Annotated in this window: 19 protein-coding genes; 12 read left to right on the forward strand and 7 right to left on the reverse strand. The window is 65.5% G+C overall.

What is annotated here, in order from left to right; all coding sequences use genetic code 11:
* The first annotated feature begins 150 nt into the window (after positions 1 to 150).
* Together ACGTN6_RS08070 and cysS are read left to right on the forward strand one after the other, a co-directional pair.
* Positions 151 to 1,830: a glutamine--tRNA ligase/YqeY domain fusion protein gene (locus tag ACGTN6_RS08070; RefSeq protein ID WP_394590861.1), complete on the forward strand. Its 1,680-nt coding sequence runs from the start codon at positions 151 to 153 to the stop codon at positions 1,828 to 1,830.
* Position 1,831: 1 nt separating this feature from the next.
* A complete protein-coding gene (gene cysS, locus ACGTN6_RS08075) occupies positions 1,832 to 3,238 on the forward strand; it encodes a cysteine--tRNA ligase (protein ID WP_394590862.1) in 1,407 nt (468 codons plus the stop codon).
* A 145-nt stretch (positions 3,239 to 3,383) separates the two neighbouring features.
* Here cysS and ACGTN6_RS08080 read toward each other — a convergent pair whose 3' ends face one another.
* From ACGTN6_RS08080 to ACGTN6_RS08095, 4 genes are all read right to left on the reverse strand, one after another.
* Positions 3,384 to 3,614, reverse strand: a complete 231-nt coding sequence (locus ACGTN6_RS08080) for a hypothetical protein (RefSeq protein ID WP_394590863.1) — start codon at positions 3,612 to 3,614, stop codon at positions 3,384 to 3,386.
* Between the two features lie 40 nt (positions 3,615 to 3,654).
* Positions 3,655 to 3,921 carry a hypothetical protein gene (locus tag ACGTN6_RS08085; RefSeq protein ID WP_394590864.1) on the reverse strand — a complete coding sequence of 89 codons (267 nt, stop codon included), beginning with the start codon at positions 3,919 to 3,921 and terminating at the stop codon, positions 3,655 to 3,657.
* 168 nt (positions 3,922 to 4,089) lie between these two features.
* A complete protein-coding gene (locus ACGTN6_RS08090; RefSeq protein ID WP_394590865.1) occupies positions 4,090 to 5,814 on the reverse strand; it encodes an amidohydrolase in 1,725 nt (574 codons plus the stop codon).
* 107 nt (positions 5,815 to 5,921) lie between these two features.
* Positions 5,922 to 6,848, reverse strand: a complete 927-nt coding sequence (locus tag ACGTN6_RS08095) for a LysR substrate-binding domain-containing protein (protein WP_394590866.1) — start codon at positions 6,846 to 6,848, stop codon at positions 5,922 to 5,924.
* 93 nt (positions 6,849 to 6,941) lie between these two features.
* On the opposite strand from ACGTN6_RS08095, the gene ACGTN6_RS08100 reads away from it, so the two are divergent.
* From ACGTN6_RS08100 to ACGTN6_RS08125, 6 genes are read left to right on the forward strand one after another with little or no spacing between them, the layout of a single operon-like run.
* A complete protein-coding gene (locus ACGTN6_RS08100; RefSeq protein WP_394590867.1) occupies positions 6,942 to 8,555 on the forward strand; it encodes a zinc-binding metallopeptidase family protein in 1,614 nt (537 codons plus the stop codon).
* A gap of 26 nt (positions 8,556 to 8,581) precedes the next feature.
* Positions 8,582 to 9,625, forward strand: coding sequence for a TRAP transporter substrate-binding protein DctP (dctP, locus tag ACGTN6_RS08105; RefSeq protein WP_394590868.1), 1,044 nt, complete (start codon positions 8,582 to 8,584; stop codon positions 9,623 to 9,625).
* A 13-nt stretch (positions 9,626 to 9,638) separates the two neighbouring features.
* The gene (locus ACGTN6_RS08110) at positions 9,639 to 10,208 is read left to right on the forward strand and encodes a TRAP transporter small permease subunit (RefSeq protein WP_394590869.1); all 570 of its coding nucleotides are present in this window, start codon (positions 9,639 to 9,641) and stop codon (positions 10,206 to 10,208) included.
* Positions 10,195 to 11,517 (forward strand): TRAP transporter large permease, encoded by a 1,323-nt coding sequence (locus ACGTN6_RS08115; protein ID WP_394590870.1) that lies wholly within the window; start codon positions 10,195 to 10,197, stop codon positions 11,515 to 11,517. Before ACGTN6_RS08110 ends, ACGTN6_RS08115 begins: the two co-directional genes overlap by 14 nt.
* 16 nt (positions 11,518 to 11,533) lie before the next feature.
* Positions 11,534 to 11,842, forward strand: coding sequence for a cupin domain-containing protein (locus tag ACGTN6_RS08120; RefSeq protein ID WP_394590871.1), 309 nt, complete (start codon positions 11,534 to 11,536; stop codon positions 11,840 to 11,842).
* A gap of 4 nt (positions 11,843 to 11,846) precedes the next feature.
* A complete protein-coding gene (locus ACGTN6_RS08125; protein WP_394590872.1) occupies positions 11,847 to 12,788 on the forward strand; it encodes a CobW family GTP-binding protein in 942 nt (313 codons plus the stop codon).
* Between the two features lie 10 nt (positions 12,789 to 12,798).
* On the opposite strand, the gene ACGTN6_RS08130 is transcribed toward ACGTN6_RS08125, so the two are convergent.
* Together ACGTN6_RS08130 and ACGTN6_RS08135 are read right to left on the reverse strand one after the other, a co-directional pair.
* On the reverse strand, positions 12,799 to 13,425 hold the full coding sequence (locus ACGTN6_RS08130) for a TetR/AcrR family transcriptional regulator (protein WP_394590873.1): 627 nt from the start codon (positions 13,423 to 13,425) through the stop codon (positions 12,799 to 12,801).
* A gap of 3 nt (positions 13,426 to 13,428) precedes the next feature.
* Entirely contained in the window at positions 13,429 to 14,304 is an 876-nt protein-coding gene (locus ACGTN6_RS08135) for a dimethylarginine dimethylaminohydrolase family protein (RefSeq protein ID WP_394590874.1), read from the reverse strand.
* A gap of 99 nt (positions 14,305 to 14,403) precedes the next feature.
* Here ACGTN6_RS08135 and ACGTN6_RS08140 point away from each other — a divergent pair, with 99 nt between their 5' ends.
* From ACGTN6_RS08140 to ACGTN6_RS08155, 4 genes are read left to right on the forward strand one after another with little or no spacing between them, the layout of a single operon-like run.
* Entirely contained in the window at positions 14,404 to 15,213 is an 810-nt protein-coding gene (locus tag ACGTN6_RS08140; RefSeq protein WP_394590875.1) for an ATP-binding cassette domain-containing protein, read from the forward strand.
* A 2-nt stretch (positions 15,214 to 15,215) separates the two neighbouring features.
* Complete coding sequence (locus ACGTN6_RS08145; protein WP_394590877.1) at positions 15,216 to 15,989, forward strand: transporter substrate-binding domain-containing protein; 774 nt, start codon at positions 15,216 to 15,218, stop codon at positions 15,987 to 15,989.
* 44 nt (positions 15,990 to 16,033) lie between these two features.
* Positions 16,034 to 16,756 carry an ABC transporter permease gene (locus tag ACGTN6_RS08150; RefSeq protein ID WP_394590878.1) on the forward strand — a complete coding sequence of 241 codons (723 nt, stop codon included), beginning with the start codon at positions 16,034 to 16,036 and terminating at the stop codon, positions 16,754 to 16,756.
* Positions 16,749 to 17,528 carry an ABC transporter permease gene (locus ACGTN6_RS08155; protein WP_394590879.1) on the forward strand — a complete coding sequence of 260 codons (780 nt, stop codon included), beginning with the start codon at positions 16,749 to 16,751 and terminating at the stop codon, positions 17,526 to 17,528. The genes ACGTN6_RS08150 and ACGTN6_RS08155 overlap by 8 nt, the downstream gene beginning before the upstream one ends.
* Before the next feature lie 63 nt (positions 17,529 to 17,591).
* On the opposite strand, the gene ACGTN6_RS08160 is transcribed toward ACGTN6_RS08155, so the two are convergent.
* Positions 17,592 to 18,554: a DUF1853 family protein gene (locus ACGTN6_RS08160; RefSeq protein ID WP_394590880.1), complete on the reverse strand. Its 963-nt coding sequence runs from the start codon at positions 18,552 to 18,554 to the stop codon at positions 17,592 to 17,594.
* Between the last annotated feature and the right edge of the window lie 51 nt (positions 18,555 to 18,605).

Consider the following 18,605-nt stretch of genomic DNA (forward strand, 5'->3'; position numbering starts at 1 on the left):
CGGTGTCCTGTCTTCTCGAAGCGGGATGCCTTGGCGCCCTATGGGCAGGTGGCGCTATAATAGCCGTTTTGCGTCGATGCGCGAAGCCGTGGCCAGGCCCGTGGCTTCGCGACGACAGGCCCGCGTTCAACCAGAGGTTGCCCAATCAACATGACCAGCGAGACCACCAGCGCGCCGAACTTCATTCGCAACCAGATCCGCGAAGAGATCGAGGCAGGCCGACAGGGGAAGATCGTTACCCGTTTTCCGCCGGAGCCCAACGGCTTCCTGCACATCGGCCATGCCAAGTCGATCTGTCTGAATTTCGGGCTCGCCGAGCAGTTCGGTGGCGACTGTCATCTACGCTTCGACGACACCAATCCGGCGAAGGAAGAGCAGGCCTATATCGACGCCATCAAGGAAGATGTCAGCTGGCTGGGTTACGAGTGGGCGGGGCCGGTGCGCTTCGCCTCGGACTATTTCGATACCCTCTACGAGTGGGCCCAGCACCTGGTGCGCGAGGGCAAGGCCTATGTCGACGACCTCTCGCCGGAAGAGATGCGCGAGTACCGCGGCACCCTCACCGAGCCGGGACGGCCGAGCCCCTATCGCGAGCGTGGCGTGGATGAGAACCTTGACCTGCTGGAGCGCATGCGAGCCGGTGAGTTCGCCGAGGGTGAGAAGGTGCTGCGTGCCAGGATCGACATGGCCGCGCCCAATATCAACCTGCGCGATCCGATCCTATACCGCATTCGTCATGCTTCCCATCACCAGACCGGCGACAAGTGGAAGATCTATCCGTCCTACGACTTCACCCATGGCCAGTCCGATGCCCTGGAAGGCGTGACTCACTCGGTGTGCACCCTGGAGTTCGAGGATCACCGGCCGCTCTACGAATGGTTCCTGGACAACCTGCCGGTGCCGGCCAAGCCGCGTCAGATCGAGTTCGCGCGGCTCAACCTCAACTACACACTGACCTCCAAGCGCAAGCTCAAGCTGCTGGTGGACGAGCACATCGTCGATGGCTGGGACGATCCGCGCCTGCCGACCCTCTCCGGGATGCGTCGCCGTGGCTATACGCCGGCCTCGATCCGCAAGTTCTGCGAGATGATCGGCGTGACCCGCGCCGACGGTGGCCTGGTCGACATCGCGATGCTGTATCACGCGATCCGCGCCGACCTCGAGGACAACGCGCCTCGGGCCATGTGCGTGCTCAAGCCTCTCAAGGTAGTGCTGACCAATGTTCCCGAGGACTTCGAGGAGACCTATGAGGTGGCGGGGCATCCGGCCCGCGAGGACATGGGCGTGCGCCAGATTCCCTTTGGTCGGGAAATCTACATCGATCAAGACGACTTCATGGAAGAGCCGCCGAAGAAGTTCTTCCGCCTGGCACCGGGCAAGGAGGTGCGGCTGCGCAACTCCTATGTGATCTGCTGCGATGAGGTGATCAAGAACGAGGCCGGCGAGATCGCTGAGCTGCGCTGCTCGGTCGACTTCGACACCCTGGGCAAGAACCCCGAAGGCCGCAAGGTCAAGGGCGTGATCCACTGGGTCAGCGCCGCCCAGGCGGTGCCGATGGAAGTGCGCCTCTACGACAACCTGTTTACCGTCGAGCAGCCGGACAAGGACAAGGACGCCGATTTCCTCGAGCACCTGAACCCCGAGTCGTTGACCGTGGTGCAGGCGATGGGCGAGCCGAGCCTCGCCGAGGCAGCGCCCGAGAGTCGCTTCCAGTTCGAGCGGGTCGGCTATTTCTGCGCCGATCGCCACGCCTGCCAGGACGGCAAGCTGGTGTTCAACCGCACCGTGGGACTCAAGGATGGCTGGGCCAAGGCCAAAAAGAAGGGCTGACATGCAGATCTACAACACCCTGACGCGTCGTAAGGAAACCTTCACCCCCATCGAGCCGGGCAAGGTCCGCATGTATGTCTGCGGGATGACCGTCTACGACTACTGCCACCTGGGCCATGCCCGGGTGATGGTGGCGTTCGACGTCATCACCCGCTACCTGCGCGCTCGTGGCTACGACGTCACCTATGTTCGCAATATCACCGATATCGACGACAAGATCCTCAAGCGTGCCGAGGAGAACGGCGAGACCATCGAGGCGCTGACCGATCGCATGATCGACGCCATGCATGAGGATGAAGGCCGCCTCGGCGTTCTGCGCCCTGACGCCGAGCCCCGCGCGACCCAGCATCTTGACGATATCGTGCGCATGATCGAGACGCTGATCAGCAAGGGCTATGCCTATGCCGCGGACAACGGCGACGTCTATTACCGGGTGCGCAAGTTCGAAGGCTACGGCAAGCTCAACAACCGCGACCTGGACGAGATGCGCTCCGGCGCCCGGGTCGATGTTGACGAGCACAAGGAAGATCCGCTCGACTTCGTACTGTGGAAGGCCGCGAAGCCCGGTGAGGTCAACTGGCGCTCGCCGTGGGGAGACGGCCGTCCCGGCTGGCACATCGAGTGCTCGGCGATGTCCACCTGCTGTCTCGGTGAAACCTTCGACATTCACGGTGGCGGCCCTGACCTCACGTTCCCGCACCACGAAAACGAGATCGCCCAGAGCGAGGCCGCTACCGGCAAGCCCTACGTCAACACCTGGATGCACGCCGGGGCGGTGCGGGTGAACCAGGAGAAGATGTCCAAGTCGCTGGGCAACTTCTTCACCATCCGTGAGGTGCTCGAGCATCACGACGCCGAGGTGGTGCGCTATCTGCTGGTGTCGAGCCATTACCGCAGCCCGATCAACTACGCGCCGGAATCGCTGGCCGACGCCCGCAAGTCGCTGGAGCGCTTCTACAATGCTCTCGACGGGCTGGCTCTCGACGACGTCGAGGAGCAGCAGGGTAGGGTGGACGATCGTTTCGACACCCGCTTCACAGAGGCCATGGACGACGACTTCAACACCGCCGAGGCGGTGTCGGTGCTGTTCGACCTGGCCCGTGAGCTCAATCGCGCCAAGAAGGAAGCATCGGACGAGGCGCTGGCGCTGGCGGTGGAACTCAAGCGTCTGGGCGGCGTGCTCGGCCTGCTCCAGCAATCGCCCGAGGCGTTCCTCAAGGGTGCCAGCGGCGAGTTGCCGATGACCGAGGCCGAGATCGAGGCCAAGATCGCCGAGCGCGCTGAGGCCAAGAAGGCGCGGGACTTCGCCACCGCCGATGGCATTCGCGACGAGCTGGCGGCGCTGGGCATCTTGCTCAAGGACAGCCGCGAAGGCACCGGCTGGGTGTTCGAAGCGCCGCGTGGCTGAGCCCGTTTCGGGGTAGGCCTTGGAACTTTCGACCGAGACGGCATCAAGCCCGACGCCGCCCCCTGTGGTCGATCAACAAAACGCCCGGCTCATGCCGGGCGTTTTGCTGTTGGCCGTCGTCACCGAGCTTGAAAGCCTCACTCGTCTAGCGATCGCCGTTGTGTCCAGTTTCCGGCGTAGTGCCTTCTACGACTGCCATGGCTTCGTCCAGGCTTCCGGCCACCGCATTCCAGGGTAGCGACGAGCCGGCGAGATGGCAGTGATAGAGCGCATCGCCATCGATGTCGACACGATGGATGTGGTTGCCCTGATCGTCTTGCCACCAGTCGGCGTGCACATGCTGCCAGCCCGTGATGAGTTGAATGCCGATGGTCATGGCATCATCCCTCCATTGGCCACCCGAGTCGTTTCATGGCTCAGGGGGCTCTCCAGATCTGCAAGTGGGGTTCGGTCAGTCCGTGCCAGCGTGAGTAGAAGTCGAGCCGGCGTCTGGCATTGGCCAGATCCACGGGCCCCAGTTCCTCGTGTGGTGCATGGGAAAGGCACCCGACTTCCACTTTCTCGCGGCCACCAGGGTGTTTTCGAAAGCGCTGCCCGATGCGCTCTGCCCGGCGCGCCAGTCGCGATGCATGGTAGGGGCGTCGCTCAATGGGGGTATGGGTCAACAGCAGTACCTGGTTCATGGCATCCCTCCGAACGGCATGTCGGCCGCATGAAACGACTCACTGTCGCTGGTGATCCAGGTGAGTGGGCGGCCTGCATTAGCTTCCCGACTCGGCTCTTATCCTGAGCATAGTAGAAGAACGCTGTTTTAAAACAGCGTTCTTTAACTTTGTTCAAAATCTCGCTGTTCACGGCTCGGATGGTCGGCCTCGCCAAGTTGCGTCCAGGCCGGCGGCGGCCAGCTCGCCCTGGCGATCGTAGACCGGCTGCCCCTGCAGGAAACTCATCTCGACCTCAGTGCGATGCAGGTTGCCGCGGACTTCGCGGGAGAACGGGTCGTGGTCGAGCACGATCAGATCGGCCGACTTGCCGACCTCCAAAGAGCCGGTGTCGTCTTCCAGACCCATGGCATAGGCCCCGTTGAGGGTGGCCACCCGGAGCGCCTCCTCCAGGGTGATCGGGGTGCCGAAGCGTTCCTCCCCGGTTTCCCAGGGATTCTGCCGCGTGACCAGGGTCTCCAGGGCCAGCCAGGGATCGATGGAGGCTACCGGGAAGTCGGTGCCGAACACCGCCACGCCCTCGGCGTCCAGCACGCCGCGCAGATCGTAGGCCCGCGACAGCCTCTCGGCACCGTAGCCGGCGCGAGCCCCGGAGGTGAAACGCGAGGGATACCAGGCGGCCGGCGAAAACTCGGCGATCACGTCCAGCTCGGCGAAGCGGGCGAGATTACCCTCGTGCAAGATCGTGCTGTGGGCACACTGGTGGCGCACGCCGGGCCCGTTGGCCCGCCGGGTGGCGGCGACGGCATCCAGGAACAGGTCGGAGGCGCCGTCGCCGGTACAGTGTGCGATTACCCTGATGCCGCGGCGGTCCATGTCGATCAGCATGTCGCGCAGGTGCTCGGGGGTCAGGTTGATCTTGCCGCGCCACTCGTCGTTGCTGTCCCAGGGGGTGAGGAGGAAGGAGGAGCGAGGCTCCACGGTCCCGTCGAAATGGAACTTCACGGCGTTGGCGTTGAGGCGGCTGCTGGCATAGTAGTGGCGTTCGCCGCCGAGCAGTTCCCAGCGCCGTTTGACCGGGAAGATGTCGTCCTGCCAGCTGATCGCAGCTTCCACGCGAAGGCTCAAACGTCCGGTGTCGTCGAGCTGCTTGAGGGCGGCCAGGCGCTGTTCGCAGACGTGCACGTATTTGGTGGCCGTGACGCCGCGGCTGGTCTGGAAATGCATGCCCTCCTCGTAGGCACGACGCAGCACGGCCACCGGAGTCGGCGGCATGGCGGCGTGGATCATGGCGTAGGCACCGTCGATCATCAGCCCGGTGGGCTCGCCGGTCAGCGGGTCGCGTTCCATGTAGCCGTTTCGCGGATCGGAGGTATGCCGATCGATACCGGCCATGGCCAGCGCCTTGCTGTTGACCATCATGGTGCCCCACATGCGGTCGAGGATGGCCACCGGGCGATCGGGCATGATGTCGTCGAGCCAGGCACGACCGGGAGTCAGTCCGGCCTGGCGGAAGGTGTAACGTACGAAGTAGGCGCCATGTATCCAGCCGTCGCCGGGGTGACGGGCGGCGTAGTCGAGGATGGCCTGCTCGACCTGATCCGGCGTGGGATCTTCGATGCCGATCTTGAGCGAGTCGTCGTACTTGGCGGCCAGGCCGAGATCCGGGTGGGTATGCATGTCATGCAGGCCTGGCATCACGAAGCGGCCGTTCAGCGACATGACCCGGGTCGCGGGACCGATCCACTCGGCCACGCTGTCGGCATCCCCCACGGCGCATAGCCGACCGCCCGCCATGGCCAGTGCTTCGGCCCATGGACGTGCCGGATCAAGCGTATAGATGGTGCCGTCCAGCAGGACGATGTCGGCATGCGACGGGCGTGGGGCATGGCTGGAACGCCAGGGGTCGAGCATCGGTATCACCTCCATTGTTGTGCCGAATTCACCATAAGCCAGGTAAAACGGCAGGGAGGTGGTATTTTCTTGCGCCTAAGGTGAACGATCTTGGCGCATCGGCGGCTTCAGCCGGCGGCGGCCGTCGAGGCGCCGAGCAGCCGCTCCAGCAGTTTCTTCAGCCAATCGCTGAAGGCCTGGACGTTGGGATCGTCCAGGCGACTGTGCGGCGTGACCAGATAGTAGGAGCGGTCGCTCGGGATGCGCTCGCCGAACGGGCGCACGAGCTGCCCGTGGCGCAGGCTGTCGCCGCACACCACATCGTCGCCGATCGCCACCCCTTGGCCGGACAACGCCGCCTGCAACACCAGCAGGATGTTCGAGAAGTACAGTCCCGCATCCACCTTGATGGGATGCTTGCCGCCGCAGCCCGCCATCCACAGTTGCCAGTCGTGGGCATCGTGCAGGTGCAACAGGGTGGCGCGCTCCAGGTCGCGTGTCTGGGTGATGTTGAGTTCGTTCAGCAGGGTCGGGCTGCACACCGGTTGATACATCGGCTGGGCCAGCATCTCGACGTGGTGATCGGTATAGGCGCCGTCGCCGAACACCACGAAAAGATCGAAGTTGGGCTGGTGAATGGTCTCGTTTTCGCGATTGGTGCTGAGGTGCAAGTGGATGGTGGGGTAGCTGCGATAGAAGTCGTTGATGTGGCGGCTGACGACGCTGGCGGCGAACCCCGGCGGCATGCACACGTGAAGATGGCCGTTGTATTCCTGATCGGGAAGGTTGGCGTGGATGCGTTCCAGGTGCTGCAACACGTCGCGGACTTCCCCGGCATAGAGTTGGCCGGCGGGGGTCAGAGTGACTCCGCGCCCACGGCGTTCGTAGAGGCGCAGGTTCAGCTGGGTTTCCAGCAACCGTAGCTGGTGGCTGATGGCGCTGCGAGTGAGGTTCAAGTAGTCCGCCGCATCGGTGAGACTGCCCAGTCTGGCCAGGGCCTCGAAGGCGCGCAGCGCCTGCAGTGAGGGAAGATGACGGGCTTTTTGTTGAGTCATTTTTGCCAATCGGATGATTATTTCTGACTTTTGATGAGTTGAGTTTGATTTATAGTGGGTGGCAAAGCAATAACACTCCTCCGAGGAGCCCACATGACCACCCAGACCCAGCGCGATGCCCTCAACCGGGGCGTCGAGGGGATGATGCCCCGCCTATCCGAGTGGAACCAGACCATCTGGCACTATGCCGAGACCGCCTGGCGGGAATATCGCTCGGCGCGTTTCTATGTTGACCTGCTGCGCGAGTATGGCTTCGAGGTTGAGGAGGGATCCGGCGGCATGCCGACCGCCTTCTGTGCGACCTGGTCCAACGGAGAGGGACCTACGCTTGGCGGCTATGCCGAGTATGACGCCGTGCCGGGCAACTGCCAGGCGGCCGACGTGGTCCAGCGCCCCCGCGATGGCCTGAGCCCCTGGGCCGGCGGTCACACCGACCCCCACGCGGCACTGGGCATCGGCTCGTTGGGCGGTTTCCTGGCCATCCAGGCGCTGATGAAGGAGCAGTGCATTCCCGGCACCCTGAAGTTCTTCGGCGAGCCGGCCGAGAAGGTTCGCGGCTCCAAGCCGATCCACGCGGCCCGGGGGTACTACGATGACCTGGATGCGGCCATCAGCTTCCACCCGTTCTATATGCTGCCGCTGTGCAACACGACGCGCTGGGACACCCATTGCGGTGCCGCCTACGGCGTCATCTATACCTTCACCTGCGATAGCCCCGAGACCTGGCTGACCGGCGACCACAGCTCGCCTATTGCGGCGTCGCATGCCAGTGCTCGTGCGCCGGGGGCCAACGATGCGGTCACTCAGATGTACGCCAATGCCAAGGCGTTGCGCGAGCACGTGCTGGCCAGCGGCCTGAACTGGTCGATGAACGAGGCGATTCTCAACGCCGGCCAGGCCACCGCCGACAACCTCCCGGCCCAGATGGCCCAGATCCAGTATTTCATTCGCGTGGCCACGGTGGAGCAGGCGGAGCACGTGGTACGCGGGCTCGATCATATCGCCGAATGCGTCGCCCGGCTGTCGCACTGCCGGGTGGAGCGACACTGGGTCGCCAAGTCTCGCCCCGGGTTGGCGAACCATGCGCTGGCCGAGCTGACCTATCGCAACCTGGAGCGGGTCGGCCCGCCGCGTCTCGGCGAGGAGGCCATCGAGCTGGCACGCAAGATACAGGCCAACCTGGGCATGACGCCCATGGAGCGCCCGTTCCTTGCCGACGTCGAGAGGCTGCGGCCGCCGCAGGAGGCCGAGCGGGAGCTGCGTCGTATCCTGGCGCCCACCCAGACCCACTTCACTTCCGACGACTACACCGAGTACAGCTGGCATGCGCCGACGGTGCGCCTGTATATCGGCCGCCCGGCGCTGGCGCCACGCGAAGACGGCGCCGGCTACCCGGCCTGGGTGATGAACGCCCTGGGCGGCCTGGCCCCCTGCATCGACCCGATGATCGAGACCGCGGCCAAGACGGTGGGGCTGACGCTGCTCGACCTTCTCCAGGAACCGGGAGCCCTGGCGGCTGCCCGGGGAGAGTTCGAGGCGCGCACCGCTGGCGGTATCGGGGGCGACGAATGGCTGGCCCCGCTGTGCGACTACGACCCGCCGATCGATTTTCGCTGGCCCGAGTATGTCAGTACGCCTCGCGGCGAGCACGACTGGGTGATTCCGGCACCCACCGAACGTTCCACAGACACGCAGCGGAACGCATGACGCATCCCTCCTCAGGAGACATCGCAATGCACAACAACAACGTCGAACGTCACCACCTCAAGCCCCTCAAGGTCGCCCTGGCGAGCCTCGCGCTGGCCGGCAGCGCACTGGCGTTTCCCGTCGCCGTGCAGGCCCAGGACGGCGAGGTCGTACAGATTCGCATGCAGCGCTACACCGGCACCGAGGAGGACGCGATCTTCCAGCGCTACAAGGACATGCTGGCCGAGGCCAGCGATGGCCGGATCCAGCTGTCGATCTTCCGCGGTGGCGAGCTGGTGCCCAACGACCAGATGTTCACCACGCTGCGCAGCGGCACCCTGCAGGCCATCTATGGCTACGGCGGGTACTGGGGCGGCCAGATGGATACCGGGGTGCTGGAATCCGGCATTCCCATGGCCTGGACCAGCCTCGAGGAGGCCAAGGAGCTGTGGAACGAGCGGGGCCTCGGCGAGCTGCTGGCCGAGAACTATGCGCAGCAGGGCATCCACTACACGGTCCCGGTCTTCGGCGGCAAGTTCGACCTTCTGACCAAGGAGCCGGTGGAGAGCCTGGCGGACATGAGCGAGCTCAAGATCCGCGCCACGCCATCGGTCGCCGCGGTGCTCGAGCACTTCGACATTCCGACCGTCTACATACCGCCCCAGGAGTTCTACATCGCGCTGAGCACCAACACCATCGATGGCCTGATCTATGGCGGGCCCTACGACTATTCGGTGCTCAAGCTCGATGAAGTGGCGACGCACTATACCGAGATGAACATGCTCTATCCGGGCTTCGTCGACAACGTGCTGGTCAATCAGCGTTTCTGGGAGCAGATGCCTGAGGATCTCCAGGCGGTCTTCACCGAGGTGACCGCCGAGTGGGCCGACTATCGCCACCAAAAGTTCGTCGAGTGGAACGAGGAGGCGGCCCATCGCTTCGACATCACCCAACTGCCGGAGGACGACATCCTGGCGATGACCGAGGCGGCGCAGGACGTCTGGGACACCGAGGCCGAGAAATCCGAGGTGGCCGCCGAGGCCATCGAGATGATCCGCCAGATGGCCCGCGACAAGGGTCGCCTCGACTGAACGGGAGCGCGCCATGCAATGGCTTCATGCCTGGATCCGCTGGCAGGACCGCCTGAGCGAGTGGCTCGGGCGGCTGGTCGCCTGGCTCGGCTTCGCTCTGGTCGGCATGCTGGTGTTCGAAGTGGTGGCGCGCCAGCTGCTGAGTTCCCCGACCAGCTGGGCGCACGAGGCCTCGACGCTGACCTATGGCGTCTACGCCATCCTGGCCGGGGCCTACACCGAGAAATGGCACGGCCACGTGCGCATCGACATCTTTTCCCAGCGCCTGTCGCCTCGCCACCAGGCGCTGCTGTCGATGGTCATCAACCTGCTGGTGCTCCTGCTGCTGGCGCTGCTGCTACGCAGCGCCTTCGAGTTCGCCATGCAGTCGGTGGCCATCCAGGAGCGTTCCTTCCGCAGCACCTGGGCGCCGATCATCTGGCCGTTCAAGGTCATGATTCCGGTGGCCGTGCTGCTGATCATGCTGCAGATGCTGACCAACGCCGCCCGACACCTGTGCACCCTGCTGGGACACCCCGTCGCGTCCGACGACGCGGGCCGTCACGCCACCGAGACCCGGGAGGATGCCGATGGGAAGCATTGATCCGATCCTGCTGACGCTGCTGATGTTCGGGGCCATGCTGACCCTGATGTTCTTCGGCGTCCCGCTGGCCTGGACGCTGATGGGCGTCGGCGTGGGCTTCGGCTACTGGATCTGGGGGCCGGATAGCCTGGGCATCATGATGCCGTCGGTGTTCGGCCTGATGAACGAGTTCATACTGGTCGCGTTGCCGCTGTTCATCCTGATGGGCATGATCCTGGAGCGATCGGGCATCGCCGACGGCCTGTTCGAGATGATCTACAAGGTCATGGGCGGCATTCGCGGCGGGCTGGGCATGGGCACCGTGGTGATCTGCGCGCTGATCGCGGCCATGGTTGGGATCACCGGCGCCGCCACTGTGAGCCTGGGGCTGATCGCGCTGCCGGCCATGCTCAAGCGGGGCTACAGCAAGCAGCTCTCCGCCGGGGCCATCATGGCCGGCGGTGCCCTGGGGTTCCTGATCCCGCCGTCGCTGGTGATGATCCTCTATGCCTTCCTGACCCGGGAGTCGGTGGGCAAGCTGTTCGCCGCCGGCGTCATGCCTGGCCTTATGCTGGCCGGCATCTACATCGTCTACATCGGCATTCGCTGCTATCGGTCGCCGCACCTGGGGCCGCCCATCGAGGCCGCCGAGCGTATCGGCGGGCTCGACAAGCTCAAGGCGCTGAATGCCATGGTGCTGCCGGGTTCGCTCATCGCCGTGGTGCTTGGCACCATGGCCACCGGGGTGGCGTCGCCTACCGAGGCCTCGGCCCTCGGGGCCAGCGGCGCCATGCTTTGTGCCTTGGCGCACGGCAAGCTCAACCTGACCATGCTCAGCGGCGCCCTGTACCGCACGGCCCGGATCATGGGCATGCTGATGTGGATCATGATCGGCGCGGTGATCTTCTCCAAGATCTACATCGCGCTGGGGGCCGGGCAGGCGATCGTGGGCCAGGTGATGGCGGCCGAGTTGAGTCCCTATCTGGTGCTGACGGTGATCCTGCTCAGCTACCTGATCCTGGGCATGTTTCTGGACGACTCGGCGATCCTGTTCATCACGGTGCCGCTATACGTACCGATCATCAAGGCGCTGGGCTTCGATCCGATCTGGTTCGCGACGCTTTTCGTGCTGGCCATGCAGACCGCCTACCTGACGCCGCCGTTCGGCTACAACCTCTTCTACATGCGCTCCGTCGCGCCGCCCGAGGTCACCACTGGAGACCTCTACCGCTCGGTATTGCCGTTCCTCGCCATGCAGATCCTGGGCATCGTGCTGCTGGTGATGTTCCCGCAGATCGCGCTGTGGCTGCCCGAGCTCATCTTCGACTAGCAAGCAGGAGATCTACATGCCCCATTCGGCGATATCCGCCGTCGCGACGCGACAGCTCGAGGACGGTGGCGTGATCGTCACCCGCTGGGACTTTGCGCCCGGCGCGCAGACCGGCTGGCATCGACACGCCCTGGACTATGTCGTGGTGCCCCTGGTAGACGGCGTGATGAGGCTGGAGACCGACACGGGCAGCGAGCAGACGCGAGTATCCGCCGGTGTCTCCTATCGTCGGCCGGCCGGCGTCGAGCACAACGTGATCAACGCGGGGGAGGATGCGTTCGCCTTCGTCGAGATCGAGCTCAAGGGAACCCATGAAGGGAGCTGACGAGATGACGGCAAGTACGTTGGGCGTGACCGTGGTGGCCGGCTTTCTAGGCGCCGGCAAGACGACCCTGGTGAATCACCTGCTGGCCCATGCCGGGGGGCGACGCCTTGGGGTCATGGTCAACGACTTCGGCGCGCTCAACATCGACGAAGCGCTGATCGACGAGCGACGTGAAGACCTGATCACGCTGAGCAACGGCTGCGTATGCTGCAGCCTGCAGGGCGAACTGTCCTCGGCGATCGAGTCGCTGCTGGCGCAGCGCGCCGGACGACTCGACCATCTGCTGATCGAGTGCAGCGGAGTGTCGGATCCGGCGCGGGTGGTGAACGTGCTGGGCTATCCGCGGATCCGTGCCCGGGCGCGCCTCGAGGGCGTCATCACCCTGGTCGATGCCGCCCTCGACCGCGAGGCTCTCGCGCCTGCCCTGCGCCACCTGGTGGCCTCCCAGATCGAGCATGCCGACCTGGTACTGATCAACAAGGTCGACCTGGTGGACGAGGCGAGCGTGACGGCACTGGAGGCCGCCTTGCTGCTGCCCGACAGCCGCCATCTGCGCACCACTCAGGCGACCTTGCCGCCGGATGCGGTGTTCCTGCCGCGTTTGTCGACGCAGCCGGCCAAGCGCCCCCGCGATGGCAGTGACGGCGCGGCGACCAGCCTGGAAGCGCTGGGGCTCAGGAGTCTCAGTTGGGAATGCGAGGGGGCGGTGGCCACGGAACCGTTGCGTGAGCTGCTCGACGGCATGCCTCGGGAAATCCTGCGCTTCAAGGGCGTGGTGCGGCTGGATGACGGAAGGCGACTGGTCCTCCAGCGGGCCGCTGGGCGCCTGACCAGCCAGGAACTGGATGCCTCAGGGCAGGGCGGAAGTCGCCTGGTATTCATCGGCGAACAGGCGCCTGCGCCCTGGGAGTGGCTCGCACACCGGCTCGAACGCCTGGCGTCGTGACGCGCGTTGGCTAGCCGAGCGAAGGGCGAGAGACCGCAATGCCCAGCAGTCGCGAGGCTGCGTCGAGCCCGATCGCCTGGAGTTCGCGGGTGTCGAGGGTCTCGGCAGATAGCGCGCCTTCGATCCATAGCCCATCGATCAGCCCGTTGACGGCGACCGACAGCCGGCGCAGCTCGGTCTCGCCCGGTGCCAGGCCATGCTCCGCCAGGGCCCCGTGGATGAGCTCCTGGAAGGCCTGGGTGGTGCGGGTGTACCAGTGTCGGCGAATGTCGGCCATGGCCGCATCGTGGTGGGCCAGCGGCAGAAAGTTGGCCCACAGCAGCAGGCTGTCCGGGGTGACGATGGGGGGCGATAGATTGGCCAGCAGATAGCGCTCCAGCCGTTCGCATGCCGTGGTGTCGTGGCCATCGATGGTGCCGTGGGCTGCCTCGAAGAGACGCTCCAGGAAGCGCCGGTAGGCGGCCTGGAGAATCCCGTCCTTGCTCTTGAAGTAGAAGCGTATCAAGCCGTTGGTGACGCCGGCGTAGTCGGCGATGTTGCGTACCGTGGCCGCAGAAATGCCTTCCCGGGCGATGCACGTGAGAGTGGCATCGATCAGGGCACTTTCGCGGTCGTTGCTGGCACGCCGTGTCGTCATGGCTCAGGTCTCGCGCAGGATTGGGTTGGTCAGGCAGGTGGGGCCGCCCTCGCAGGCCATGCACAGGGCGTCGCCGGCGAAGGTGCGCACCCGGATGCCGTGCTGTTCCATGACCGCCTTGGTGCCCGGGAAGCCGTCGATCATCAGGCAATCGCCGGGCGAGAGCGGCATCACGTTCAGGTTCAGGCCCAGGGAATCATGGAACTCGGCCTCGGGCGCCGCCACCAGGGTGATACCACGGGCCTTCATCAGGGTCCACAGGGCGGCCGGAATCAGCCTGGGGTGCACCAGGTACATCTCGTCAGTCAGCGGCGAGATGACCGACATCAGATGCAGGCAGGCCGCCTCGCCGTCCCACACCGGCAGATCGAACCCCAGCACCTCGATGCCGTGCGGGTTGAGCAGCGCATTCAACTGACGCACGCCTTCGCGATTGGAGCGAAAGCCCATGCCCACCACCAGGGTGGTGTCGTCCAGCCAGAGGGTATCGCCACCCTCGATGCACGCATCGCCGGTCAGTCGTCCGAGCACCGGAATGCCCGCCGCCTCGTAATGTCGCCCGTGCAGTTCGGGCTCCGCGGCGCGCAGTGGCTTGCCCATCTTGAGCAAGACGGCACCTGCCCGCGTGATCAGTGAGGCATCGCGGGTGAACATGGCGTCGGAGAGGCCGTCATCGTCGTCCTCGAACCACACGATCTCGGCGCCGGACGCCTCGACCAGTTCGACGAATGCGTCGTACTGGGCGATCGCCTTGTCGGCGTCGAAGTGGTCGTTGTAGTGCCATTCGGCGGGATCGGCGCGCTTCAGGCTCGCCCCGGGGCGGCGCATCAGTACGCGGGTCATGGGGGCGGCCATCGACTGGCATCCGTAGCGGGACATGGGCTGGCTCCGTGGCGGGTGAGGATCGTTGACTCGCATCTTATACAGATGCATAGTTTATGCAACCGCATAACAACAAGTGCGATCTGGAGCCTCCCCGTGAGCGATGCATCGACTTCCAGCGTTCCCCGCGACGACGCCGTCATCGAGGTCAAGAACCTGCACAAGGCCTACGGCAGCGCTCGGGTCCTAAAGGGCATCGACCTTTCCGCCGGCCGTGGCGACGTGGTAGCGCTGATCGGCAGTAGCGGCTCGGGAAAATCCACGCTGCTGCGCTGCCTCAACCTGCTCGAAACGCCTTCGTCCGGTGCGCTGCGCCTGCTGGGAGAATCCATCCCCTTTCGCGGCGAGGGCGAGCAACGCGTCCCCGCCGACCGTCGGCAGCTGCGTCGTCTGAGGGCGCGCCTGGGCATGGTCTTTCAGGGTTTCAACCTGTGGCCGCACATGACCCTGGAAGCCAACGTCATGGAGGGGCCGATCCAGGTGCTCAAGCGTTCGCGTGCCGAGGCGCGCGATGAGGCCAGGGCCTTGCTGGAGCGCGTCGGTCTCCATCATCTGCGTGAGGCCTATCCGGCGACGCTATCCGGCGGCCAGCAGCAGCGCGGCGCCATTGCCCGTGCGCTGGCGATGGGCCCCGAGGCGCTGCTGTTCGACGAGCCCACCTCGGCGCTGGACCCCGAACTCGTGGGCGAGGTGCTGGCGGTGATGCGCGATCTCGCGGATGAGGGGCGCACCATGATCATCGTGACCCATGAAATGGCGTTCGCCGCTGATGTGGCGAGCCGGGTCGTCTTCCTCGACCAGGGGGAGATCGCCGAACAGGGGCCGCCCGAACGAGTGTTCGGCGCGCCCAGCGTCCAGCGACTGCAGCGCTTCCTGGGCTCGGTCAGCCCATCTCGAGGAGAATGACAATGAAACGCGTACTGACGGCTACCCTGACGACCCTCTGCCTGGCGCCCGTGGCACAGGCCGAGGTCACCCGGGTCGGTTTTGCCACCGAACCTTATCCGCCCTTTGCCACGCCGGACGCCAGCGGTGAGCTGCACGGCTGGGAGGTGGATATCACCCGGGCGATCTGCGAGGCCGCCGACCTGGAGTGCGAGTTCGTCACCACCTCCTGGGACGGTCTGATCCCTGCCTTGACCGGCGACAAGATCGACGTCATCGCCGCGTCGCTGAGCATCACCGACAAGCGTCGCGAGACCATCGCCTTCTCGGACAAGTACTACCAGACGCCCGCCGCCCTGGCCGTGGCCAAGGGGGCCGAACTCGAGGCCTCGCCGGAAGGGCTTGCCGGCAAGTCCCTCGGAGTGCAGTCCGCCTCCATCCACCAGGCCTACGCCCAGACGCACTATCCCGAGGCGACTCTGCGCCAATACCAGACCCAGGACGAAGCCAACCAGGACCTGTTTGCCGGCCGCCTGGATGCCACCCTGGCGGATCGCCTGATCATCGAGCAGTTCCTGGAAAGCCGGGAAGGGCAGCTGTGCTGCGAGATGAAGGGCGCTGTCATCCAGGATCCCGAGACCCTGGGGGAAGGAATCGGCTTCGGCATTCGCCAGGGCGACGATGCCTTGCGCGAGCGGCTCAACGCGGCGATCGCCGAGGTGCGTGCCGATGGCACCTACGACGAGATCACCGCGCGCTATTTCGATTTCGATATCTACGGTGAGCCAGACACCTGAGAGGAGAGGGCGATGAGGGAGCTGGCAGGGCGTGGTCCGGCGTCATGAACTATCGCGACATGGGCATCAGTGAATTGCTCGCGCTGGCGCCGCCCGGCTGGGGAGGTGCCTTGCTTGACGGGCTCTGGCTATCACTGCAGGTTGCGGGCGGCGGCTATCTGTTGGGACTGATGATCGGCATGGCCGGTGCGGCCGGCAAACTCTCCGGCGGCCCGGTCATCCGTGACCTGCTGGCGTGCTATACCACCGTCATACGCGCGGTGCCGGAGCTGGTGTTGATCCTGCTGCTCTATTTCGCCGTGCCCGAGGCGCTCAACCGGGTGTCGGCCATGATCGGCCTCGGCGAGGTGAGTATCGGCCCCTTCGCCTCCGGCATCGCGGTGATTGCCCTGGTCCAGGGCGCCTACGCCACCGAGGTGATACGCGGGGCGATTCGCGCCATTCCCCGCGGCCAGATCGAGGCGGCCCATTCGCTTGGCATGTCACCCGCCAAGACCTTTCGCCGCATCACCCTGCCGGCCATGCTGCCGGGAGCGCTGCCTGGGCTCTCCAACCTGTGGCTGATCGCCACCAAGGACACCGCGCTGCTGGCCGTGGTCGGCTTTACCGAACTGACGCTGGCCGCGCGTCAGGCGGCCGGCGCCACCAAGCATCACCTGTTGTTCCTGTGTGCGGCGGGGGTGCTCTATCTGCTCGTCTCGCTGGTCTCGAATCTCTTCTTCAAGGCGCTGGAGCGCCGCGCGACCAGGGGGATGCCACATGGCTGAACGACGCCTGCCGCCGCATCGTCTGTTGCTGATCGCCGTCGCCTCGCTGGCCATCACGCTGATGGCGCTGCACATGCGTTGGGATTGGCTGGTCGATTATCGCGATGCGATCCTCGATGGGCTCTGGCTGACCCTGGTGCTGCTGGTGACGACGAGCGTTGCGGGCTTCCTGCTGGCGATTCCGCTCGGGCTGGTGCAGGTGACGGGGCCGCGACCCCTGGCATGGGCTGCCCGGGGGTTCTGCACCCTGATTCGCGGCACCCCGCTGCTGCTACAGATCTGGCTGCTGTACTACGGTCTCGGCTCGCTGTTCCCCTACTTGCCGGGGATGCGCCAGAGCTGGCTGTGGCCCTACCTCATCGAGTCCTGGCCCTACGCCTTCGCGGCCCTGACGCTGTCATTCGCCGGCTACGAGGGCGAGGTGATGCGCGGGGGATTCGCCGGCGTGCCGAAGGGCGAGCTGGAAGCGGCCAGGGCCCTGGGCATGCATCCGCTGACGATCCTGCGGCGCATCTGGCTGCCTCGGGCCGTTCAGCGCGTATTGCCGACCCTCAATGGCGAACTGATCATCCAGCTCAAGGCCACCCCGCTGGTCGCCACCATTGCCGCCGTGGATACCTATGCCGTGTTCGGGCGCATTCGTCAGGAAACCTACATGGTCTATGAGCCGCTGCTGCTGATGGCCCTGATCTACCTGGTACTGGCCGGCCTGATCACGCTGGCCTGCGCGGCCCTCGAACGCGGCTGGTCGGACGACAACGGTCGTCGTTAGCGGCTGGCCGATAGCCCTCGAGGTTCCTGCCAACCCTGTGCGCCCGGCCGAGTGCCGGGTATTTCATGTCTCGGCGGGCGGCAGAGGCATCTGTCTCGGCCAGTCGTCATCGACAACGAACACCCGCTGCCAGGTGGCCGCCGTGTCCTTCGAGTGCCTCAACGCCAGCTGGACCGGTGCACCGCCGCTGGCGAAGTGCGCTCGCAGCCGGTGTTCGAGTACCTCCAGCGGGGGCAGGCGCTGAGGATGGGGAAGGGCCAGCCAATGGGGCTTGCATAGCCAGACGCCCCCGGCGGTGCGTGGATAGGTCGCGCGCAGCTGTGGCCAGTCTCGCCAGTGCAGCCAGTGGCCCCGGTGGTGATCGGTACCGGCGGCGCGGGGCGAGGGCAGTGACGCGTGCCAGGGATAGAACAGTACGCCGGGCATGGCCAGGCGCTGCCGGAGGTGGGGAACCGGAGCGCCCAAGCGCTCGGCCAGCGCCTCGCGGGCCGCCGGGGTATGGGCCAGCGGCAGCTGATGAGTCTCGAGATGACGGCGCTTGATGGCCAGGCTGTCCAGTCCGCCCGGACCGATCCAGCGCGCCTGGTCGCACTCGTCGCCAGGCCCTTCGGGAAGCCCCAGGTAGTACTTGATGGCAACCTCGAAATGCACCGGCGTAGGGTCGGCCGCCACGGCGTAGAGCATGTCGAGCTCGCCCAGGGTGCGCCGATCCCGCAGGACGGCCAGGTTGTGGGTCAGCAGGCGGGTGCCCGGCGCGGTGTCGAGCAGGAACTGCCACAGGCGTTCGTGATAATGCCCCATCCTGCCCTGCAGCGTGCCGCCGACATAACGCTCCAGCCGTTCGGGGGCAGTCTCCAGCCGGCCCAGATAGTCGGCCAGGGCGTCGTCGTCCGGCAGGCCAAGCTCCGCGGGAGCGGGGCGACCGGGCCGCTCCAGCGTGAGCAGGTCGGGGGCCTGCAGCAGCCAGGCCAGGTCCCGTACCAGGGGATGGCGCCAGGCGAGGTGATCGTCGTGGAATGGCGGCATACGTTCGGGTTCCTGGCGTTGAGATGCCGTTCTGACAGCCAAGCTGTACGG

It is taken from the genome of Halomonas sp. B23F22_20 (assembly GCF_043496985.1).
Lineage (GTDB): Bacteria > Pseudomonadota > Gammaproteobacteria > Pseudomonadales > Halomonadaceae > Halomonas.

What these genes read in the sequence shown, in the direction of transcription:
- ACGTN6_RS08070 (WP_394590861.1), top strand. Translation starts at nt 151, where the DNA reads ATGACCAGCGAGACCACCAGCGCGCCGAACTTCATTCGCAACCAGATC.
- cysS (WP_394590862.1), top strand. Translation starts at nt 1,832, where the DNA reads ATGCAGATCTACAACACCCTGACGCGTCGTAAGGAAACCTTCACCCCC.
- ACGTN6_RS08080 (WP_394590863.1), bottom strand. Translation starts at nt 3,614, where the DNA reads ATGACCATCGGCATTCAACTCATCACGGGCTGGCAGCATGTGCACGCC.
- ACGTN6_RS08085 (WP_394590864.1), bottom strand. Translation starts at nt 3,921, where the DNA reads ATGAACCAGGTACTGCTGTTGACCCATACCCCCATTGAGCGACGCCCC.
- ACGTN6_RS08090 (WP_394590865.1), bottom strand. Translation starts at nt 5,814, where the DNA reads ATGCTCGACCCCTGGCGTTCCAGCCATGCCCCACGCCCGTCGCATGCC.
- ACGTN6_RS08095 (WP_394590866.1), bottom strand. Translation starts at nt 6,848, where the DNA reads ATGACTCAACAAAAAGCCCGTCATCTTCCCTCACTGCAGGCGCTGCGC.
- ACGTN6_RS08100 (WP_394590867.1), top strand. Translation starts at nt 6,942, where the DNA reads ATGACCACCCAGACCCAGCGCGATGCCCTCAACCGGGGCGTCGAGGGG.
- dctP (WP_394590868.1), top strand. Translation starts at nt 8,582, where the DNA reads ATGCACAACAACAACGTCGAACGTCACCACCTCAAGCCCCTCAAGGTC.
- ACGTN6_RS08110 (WP_394590869.1), top strand. Translation starts at nt 9,639, where the DNA reads ATGCAATGGCTTCATGCCTGGATCCGCTGGCAGGACCGCCTGAGCGAG.
- ACGTN6_RS08115 (WP_394590870.1), top strand. Translation starts at nt 10,195, where the DNA reads ATGGGAAGCATTGATCCGATCCTGCTGACGCTGCTGATGTTCGGGGCC.
- ACGTN6_RS08120 (WP_394590871.1), top strand. Translation starts at nt 11,534, where the DNA reads ATGCCCCATTCGGCGATATCCGCCGTCGCGACGCGACAGCTCGAGGAC.
- ACGTN6_RS08125 (WP_394590872.1), top strand. Translation starts at nt 11,847, where the DNA reads ATGACGGCAAGTACGTTGGGCGTGACCGTGGTGGCCGGCTTTCTAGGC.
- ACGTN6_RS08130 (WP_394590873.1), bottom strand. Translation starts at nt 13,425, where the DNA reads ATGACGACACGGCGTGCCAGCAACGACCGCGAAAGTGCCCTGATCGAT.
- ACGTN6_RS08135 (WP_394590874.1), bottom strand. Translation starts at nt 14,304, where the DNA reads ATGTCCCGCTACGGATGCCAGTCGATGGCCGCCCCCATGACCCGCGTA.
- ACGTN6_RS08145 (WP_394590877.1), top strand. Translation starts at nt 15,216, where the DNA reads ATGAAACGCGTACTGACGGCTACCCTGACGACCCTCTGCCTGGCGCCC.
- ACGTN6_RS08150 (WP_394590878.1), top strand. Translation starts at nt 16,034, where the DNA reads ATGAACTATCGCGACATGGGCATCAGTGAATTGCTCGCGCTGGCGCCG.
- ACGTN6_RS08155 (WP_394590879.1), top strand. Translation starts at nt 16,749, where the DNA reads ATGGCTGAACGACGCCTGCCGCCGCATCGTCTGTTGCTGATCGCCGTC.
- ACGTN6_RS08160 (WP_394590880.1), bottom strand. Translation starts at nt 18,554, where the DNA reads ATGCCGCCATTCCACGACGATCACCTCGCCTGGCGCCATCCCCTGGTA.